The following is a 745-nucleotide window of genomic DNA, read 5'->3' on the forward strand; positions in this document are numbered from 1 at the left end:
CCAAACGCGATGATTCAGCGTTGTCTCGTCCATGCACAACGCGTCATCCGCCGCTACACCACCTCACGGCCGCGCACCGACGCCGGCAAAACCATCTACGCACTGGCGCTGAAACTAACCCGTGTCACCACACTCGAACAGGCACGGGAGTGGACGCTACGTCTGCACGACTTCGGTCAGGTATTCAAAACATTCCTCAACGAGAAAACACCCGTGCCAAAAGAACGCCGAACACTCAATAACCAGTGGGAATGGACTCATCTGCGAATACGCAAAGCCTACAACTCACTGCTGCACCTATCGCGCAACAATTGGTTGTTTACTTACCTTAAGCCACCACCGAATGCGCTTGATCCTAAACGCTGGGCTTCAACGACAAACAGTCTTGAAGGCGGCATAAACGCCCAGCTCAAACGCATCGCCGATGCGCACCGAGGCAGGTCAGGGGAACGGCAACGAAAAATGCTCGAGTGGTACCTCCACACCAAAAAGCAACTGCCTGACGATCCGCTAAATATCGCCAGGCAGTGCAATTATGGCCAAGATCAACTCGCCAAAGTCAACTATCTTGCCGAAGAAGACCACAACAAAGCCGACCAAGAAACAGGCCGACCAGCCTTCTACGACAACGCTATCCCAACCGAGTACGAACACTCGATAGGAATCAGAAAAGACCCCATGAAGTAACTAACCGTGTACCCGCCCCGCAACACGCCGAACGGACACACATTCTGCTACTTAACCC

The 745-nt window shown here is 53.4% G+C and carries 1 protein-coding gene; it reads left to right on the forward strand.

Features of this window, described 5'->3' with window-relative positions; translation table 11 throughout:
* Positions 1 to 687 (forward strand): transposase family protein (locus tag QP891_RS11680; protein WP_502869518.1); only part of this gene is annotated, 687 nt, incomplete at its 5' end.
* Positions 688 to 745 lie beyond the last annotated feature (58 nt).

The organism is Corynebacterium sp. MSK310, from assembly GCF_030227355.1.
GTDB classification, from domain to species: Bacteria; Actinomycetota; Actinomycetes; order Mycobacteriales; family Mycobacteriaceae; genus Corynebacterium; species Corynebacterium rhinophilum.